The organism is Paraburkholderia sp. UCT31, assembly GCF_014397655.1.
GTDB classification, from domain to species: Bacteria; Pseudomonadota; Gammaproteobacteria; order Burkholderiales; family Burkholderiaceae; genus Paraburkholderia; species Paraburkholderia tuberum.
Genome location: NZ_VZQP01000126.1, coordinates 1 through 5,931, shown reverse-complemented (window position 1 = coordinate 5,931; position 5,931 = coordinate 1). Strand labels below are relative to the sequence as shown.

General features: G+C 59.7%; 5 protein-coding genes. All 5 read left to right on the top strand.

Features of this window, described 5'->3' with window-relative positions:
• The coding region (locus F6X40_RS40725; RefSeq protein ID WP_187631787.1) for a hypothetical protein at positions 1 to 905 on the top strand (905 nt) is incomplete at its 5' end.
• Positions 906 to 1,001: 96 nt separating this feature from the next.
• Positions 1,002 to 1,340 carry a hypothetical protein gene (locus F6X40_RS40720; RefSeq protein ID WP_187631786.1) on the top strand — a complete coding sequence of 113 codons (339 nt, stop codon included), beginning with the start codon at positions 1,002 to 1,004 and terminating at the stop codon, positions 1,338 to 1,340.
• A gap of 141 nt (positions 1,341 to 1,481) precedes the next feature.
• Positions 1,482 to 3,719 carry an AAA family ATPase gene (locus F6X40_RS40715; RefSeq protein ID WP_187631785.1) on the top strand — a complete coding sequence of 746 codons (2,238 nt, stop codon included), beginning with the start codon at positions 1,482 to 1,484 and terminating at the stop codon, positions 3,717 to 3,719.
• 116 nt (positions 3,720 to 3,835) lie between these two features.
• Positions 3,836 to 5,359, top strand: a complete 1,524-nt coding sequence (locus F6X40_RS40710; protein ID WP_187631784.1) for a hypothetical protein — start codon at positions 3,836 to 3,838, stop codon at positions 5,357 to 5,359.
• A 13-nt stretch (positions 5,360 to 5,372) separates the two neighbouring features.
• The coding region (locus tag F6X40_RS40705) for a hypothetical protein (protein ID WP_187631783.1) at positions 5,373 to 5,931 on the top strand (559 nt) is incomplete at its 3' end.

Here is a 5,931-nt window from a genome sequence, read left to right as displayed (position 1 = left end):
GGATTAGCATGGGCCCGGTTTCCCTGAACGCGAACTCGGGACTGTCTGGTAAGGAATCCACCGCGCACACGATGCAGGCGGCTGAAGGCGCAGGCCAAGCGGAGAAGTCAGCGCACGGCACGAGCGCCGCCGACACTGCATCCCTCACAAAAACCGCGAGTACCGGGGTCGACGCGGCCACCAGTGCGCAGAACTCTGTCGGTCAAACGGCGTCGCAAGGTAACAGTAGCAAGATGAATGCGGGCGACGACATAACGGGAAGCCATTCAAAAGGAAGCGGCCAAAGCTGGTCGAAAGGAGAGGACGCTTCACTCACAGATTCGGTAAAGCATTCGCGCAATGTACGCTTTACGGCCGAGTCCAATGATATGTTCGAACAAGCTGCCGCTGCGATACCCTCCGCGAACTCCTTCGAGCGGTCTTCGCTCGGCAGCGCCTTCGACAATCACAATGCGGCGGGGATGGCGGCGTACCACAGTGCGGAAAGCGCTCATGGAGATATGCTGGGGGGCATCTCTCATGCTGGCTCGGGGATGGGAGCGGCGGAAAGCGCAATGGTCGCGGACCTGAGCGCAGGCCGTGGACCGGTCAACCTCGATTTTGGCGGCGCCAACCCCAGCGCAGGGGTAGCGAAGACGACGGGCGCCGCCACCAGCGCTTTGGCGGATAACAGGGCATTCATTAAGTCTTCGGCTAACGCTATCACATCAACGGTGAACAACAACGCCACGCAAGCGAACGACTTTGTGAACAGCTATAGCCCTCTCGGCGGCAGTGTAAGAGCGACCGGGAACGCGTGGGGCTTCACGGAGGGTACATCCACCGCCACGGGGATTGCGCGCACGGGCATTCTCGTGGGAGCTGCAGGGAACCTCGCGGGAGTCGTAGCGGTCTTTGCAAAATGATATTCCGCCCGCCGTCGATGGCGGGCGCCATACCCCTGGACAAAAGCTAATACGCATGTTATTTTGTAAATACAAACTGACCGTAAAGGCCTGAACATGCGCTTGTCGAACCAAACGCTGTATTTGATTACCGGGGTGATTTTCACCGTGAGCGTACTGTGTTTCTTCAGCTCAGGCGCGCACACCTGGCAGCAATTTGGAATCCAGTGCCGTGAGCAATTGCCGATTGTGCTCGTGGTCGGCATCTTTCACACGGCTTGCCTGTTTGCGTTCGACAAAATTAAAGGTCGGCCCGGCCCGGGCGGATTCAGCGACGACTCCTCCCCCGGCTTCGACTCCGGGGTGGAAATTCACCCCACGTCGGGAAGCATTATGTCGGCAGGAGTGGATATCCACGGCAACATGGCAGGCATCTCCCCGCACATGAACGACTGAGTCCACTCTATAGTAGGCCGCACGACGAAAAGCGCCCCAAGGGGCGCTTTTTTTCGTTTCAAGAACCGGCTGCCTCACCCGTCTGTCGAGTCTAAATCGTCTTCCTACACAAGCCACTTCGACTTGTGATGCGAGACCCCCATGGACCCGATTGACGGCCTGTCGCGAAAAACCGTTGCACTGCCGCATTTGCATGTCTGGCTCGCACGTCTATCACGCGAACCAGCTTTTCTCGACCGGGTTTGCGCCGACCCTCTGATGTTCGCGACCTTCTTCGCGACTTCCATCCCGCACATCGAGTGGCCCGGCGACACCGAAATGCAGATGCGCGAAGCGTTGGCCGACGACGTTACGCCGGGCGAGCTAATGGAGCTCGTCGAGCACCTGCGCTCCCACTTCAACCGGGCCGTCAGCGGCGAGTACGCACAGCGCTTTCATTTCGCCATCGGCGCGTTTCACCGCATCACCCAGAAGCAGACTGAATTCCGAGAGCATTTCACGGCGACCCCGAAGGCTATCGTCGCGCTCGAAAGTGTCTTGATATCGGACAGCGCGTTCAAAAAAACTCCGATTGGCTCCAACGTCAACGCACTCGCCGAGGTGCTGCAACTTGGCCCCCTCGAAAAAGAACTGCTGCTGTTTTCCATCGCGGCCTCACTCAGCACAGACTTTCAGCTACTTGTTCAGGCCCTCGCGAACAACAAGGCCGTTGCACAGGCAGCGTGGCCTGCTGTATTCGGCTGCTCGCCACAGGAGCTGAAAAAAACGCTTTCCGACGATAGCGCCCTTGTAAAGTCGGGACTTGTAAAGGCAGACTGGCGCACTGCGGTACCGCTCGTTTCGTCGTTCTGGCGCGACTTCCTGATTGAAGATGTCTCAACACCACTCTTCACGCGCCTCTTACAGCCTCTGCAGAAAGCGACTGGGGCCGCATCAATGTCGCGCGTGCCCGCTGAGGACCGCGCTATTCTTGACAAAGTCCTGACCGCGCCGGGCTTCAGCCACCCGAACATTCTTATCCACAGCGACAAAGAAGTGGAGCGGGTCAACTTCGTCGCCGACCTCCTGGCAGCACACGGCCTGACGGGCTACGTCCTCCGCGCAAAGCACATCCCTGACGAAGACTTGCCGGCTGCAGCACTGCTGGCCCAACGGCTGGTTGCTCAGGCCTTCGCGGACGGGCAGCGCAGCGTTCTTGTCGTCGACAAGGCACATCAGGTCCTCACCCGTACGAAGGTCTCGCTGATGCGGTTCTTCCTCGGTCCTGCGGGCGACGAGGACGACGAGAGCACGAGTCTTGACCAGCTTTTGCTGGAGGAAAGCCCAGTCACGACGCTGTGGCTTACAGGCGCGCTCGCGCAGATGAGCGAGGAGAACGTCGCGCGCTTTATCTTCCATTGTGAGCTCCATCCAGCCTCCCGTGCCGAGCGGCAAGCTCAGGTTGAGGCGTACATCGCAGGCCTTCAGCTGTCTGAATCGTTGCGGGCTGAACTGACACGCCTTAACGGCCTCTCTGAGCAGCAACTTAAATCCGCTGTCGCGCTGGCCGATTCCCTTGAGCTTCAAGGCGTCGAAGAAAAGGAAGCAGTGGTTCGACGCGCGGTAATGCGCGCACGTCGGGCATTGCGCCGCGATGAGAAAGAAGCCGCCGTCTCGTCTGTGACCAAGTACAGCACTAAATATCTGAACCTGGCCGGTGCTTTCGGCGTTGACAAAATAATCGAGTCGCTGAAGAAGCGGCCCAACACCAGATTGCTGTTCTACGGCGCACCGGGAACCGGTAAGACGCAACTCGTCGACCACATCGGGGCAGAACTCGGCAAGCCGATTCTCGCCAAACACGCCTCCGAGCTGCTTGACAAATACATCGGCGAAACCGAAAAGCACATCGCGCAGATGTTCTCGGACGCGGAAGCCGACGACTCCATCCTCTTCCTTGACGAGGCGGACTCGTTCCTGCGCTCCCGTCAACTCGCAGAGCGCGACCACGAAGTGTCGAAGGTCAATGAGCTGCTGCAACGCATGATGCGATTCAACGGGACGTTCATTGTCGCCACGAACCTGATGAACCAGGTCGACGCTGCGGTGATGCGCCGCTTTCCGTTCAAGCTCCAGTTTTTGCCGCTGTCGCATGAGCAGCGGTGGGAGATGTTTTTAAACGAAACGGGTCTGGTTCCTGAGCACCTTGCCGTTGAGCGGATTGCCGAGTTGAAAGAAGCGCTCACGTTCATACAAGGGCTGACACCAGGCGACTTCGCGACTGTCAAGAACATGTGCATTTTGCTCGACCAGTCCCTTGCCCCCACCGAGTGGCTCGAGCAGTTGTCCAACGAAGTTGAACTCCGTAAAGCGGAAGCGAACCGTTACAGCATGGGCTGATGTGAAAGCGTCAAAACCGCGAAATGGGCGACCGGAGCACTGTGGCTATATTCAACAAGCAATCCGCATCGCTATACAAATCGAATAAGACCACATTCCCGAGAAAAAGGCCTTACATGAATTTTCGAGCACTGAAGCCAAAACTGCTCGCTTTGGCTCTCGCCGCCACTTTTTCTGGCGGCGCCTTCGCGTCAATGAGCAACGTCGGCTCCCCCGACGAGCAAGTTCCTCTCCTGAAAACGTACGGCATGGACGTTCCCGCAAAGACGGGGCTTCGCACTGTCTTGCCGCAGGGATGGACCCTTTACATTCACAAGGCGGTGCATCTTCCCGACTCCATGTCGTGGAAGGCCGGCGACCCCTGGATGCGGGCCATCGAGGACCTTGCGGACCAGAACAATCTGGCCATCAAACTTGACTGGCACGCAAAGACGGTGACTATCGAACCGCCGGACGTTGCGCTGAAAGAACAGGCGAAGGTGCAACAGATTCAGAACGCGGCGACGACTCCGTTGCCTGCGTACGCGCCCGATACGCCAGCCGCGTCCGTGCAAAAACCGACGGCCCCGGTGGCTTCGCAGGCGGTGCAGACGCAACAACCTTCCGCTGCCGACGTGTCAGCGCCCGGCGCGCGGCCGGCGCGCTCCCTCGCGGAAAAGATTGCCGACCTGAAGGCCGCTGCGGCTCGAGCCCCGGCACCCGTAGCCGGCGCTACTTCCGAGCGAGGGCAGACCTCGGCACTCCCTGTCGGAGCGACCTCGCCCACTGGCGCTCCGAGCAAGGCGTCAACGAACGTCGCGACGAATCTCGATATCGGCGTGGTCAACAAACAGATGGGCTCGTCGGCAGGGCTGATGCCTGCGTCAGCCGCTCCACCCGTAGCCGGCGTGTTGGCCCCCTCGACGGAAGCGACCCGCAGCCCCCTTACCAAGGCCATTCTGACAGAAGCCGCGATGCCGCGAAATGGCGCGCTGTCTCAGGTAGGCGGTTCGCTTAAAGGCCTTCTCGAGCGCGTTGCCGAATTGCACGGGTACACGCTGTCCTGGGACGCGCCTGATGCTCGTATTCCTGGCGCCGTCACCGTGCTGGGTGTGGACCCGGGCGAAGACGCGAAGCTACTCCAGCGAGCCATGGGCGAGCGAGACTCACCAGTCGCCATCGAGGTCTACCGCAGCTCGAACGTCTATCGCGTCGTCCCCCGCAGCACTCGCAGCGAAGCGGTTTCGGTCATCGACGTTCCCTTTTCCGGACCTATTGCAAATCGCGCATCCCCTGCACCGTACTCAGTGGCAACGGCGCCGGATGCCTCAGGCCCACAATCGGTGCGCTCGGCCACGAACCAGGCCACACCTCCGGTGGCGGAAGCGATTCCAGCAACGGTAGCGCCGGCCGCCGTAAAGCTTACGGTCCTCAAGGGTGATTCGCTATCCAATTCGCTGAAGAGCTTTTTCCGCGCGCAGGGCTGGGACATGCAATGGAAAGCGTCGACTGATATGCAGGCCGAGTACCCGGTCTCACTGGAAGGACGCGATGCGCAGGAAATCCTTTCCAAGCTACTGCCCAAACTCGGGCTCGTCGCGGACTTTTACAACCCGTCCAAGCTGGCCGTTATCCGGCCGGTCGATTCAAGTGTCAATTAAGGAGTGCATGTAGATGCGCCGTAAGCTATTGGTGTCAGCTGTATCCGCTGTGGTGATGTTGAACGGCTGCGCCTTGCGCGACTTTTCGCACCGGACGATGGCACAGGATGTGAATGACGGAACCACCCACGCTATTAAGGCGTTCGCAACGACGCCGGCTCGCGAAAATCCTGTCAACAACATCGACGAGCCGTATCTCGCTTTTCGCACCGTCAAGAACGCTCCTGCTGAGGGAACCCTCACCTTGAAGGCGAGCGCAGCGCCCTTCGGGCCGCTCATGATGGAAGCCGCGCATAAGGCGGGATACTCTGTCGTCTTCGCCGACAACGTTGATGCGACCCGCAAGGTCACGGTCGACTTCGACCACGCGGACACCGAGGAAGCGCTTCGAGAGACAGCGTTTCTCGCAGGTTACGTTGCGGCGTTCGACAAGGAGCGCCGCACCTACACGGTCGCGGATACCGCGACCTTTACGTTCAAGCTCCCCACGTCGGTCTTTCAGCAGCTCACGGCCCACTATGAGGTAGGCGGTAATCCGGTCAGCTCAAACGGGGGCGGTTCGGGTGGTGGGT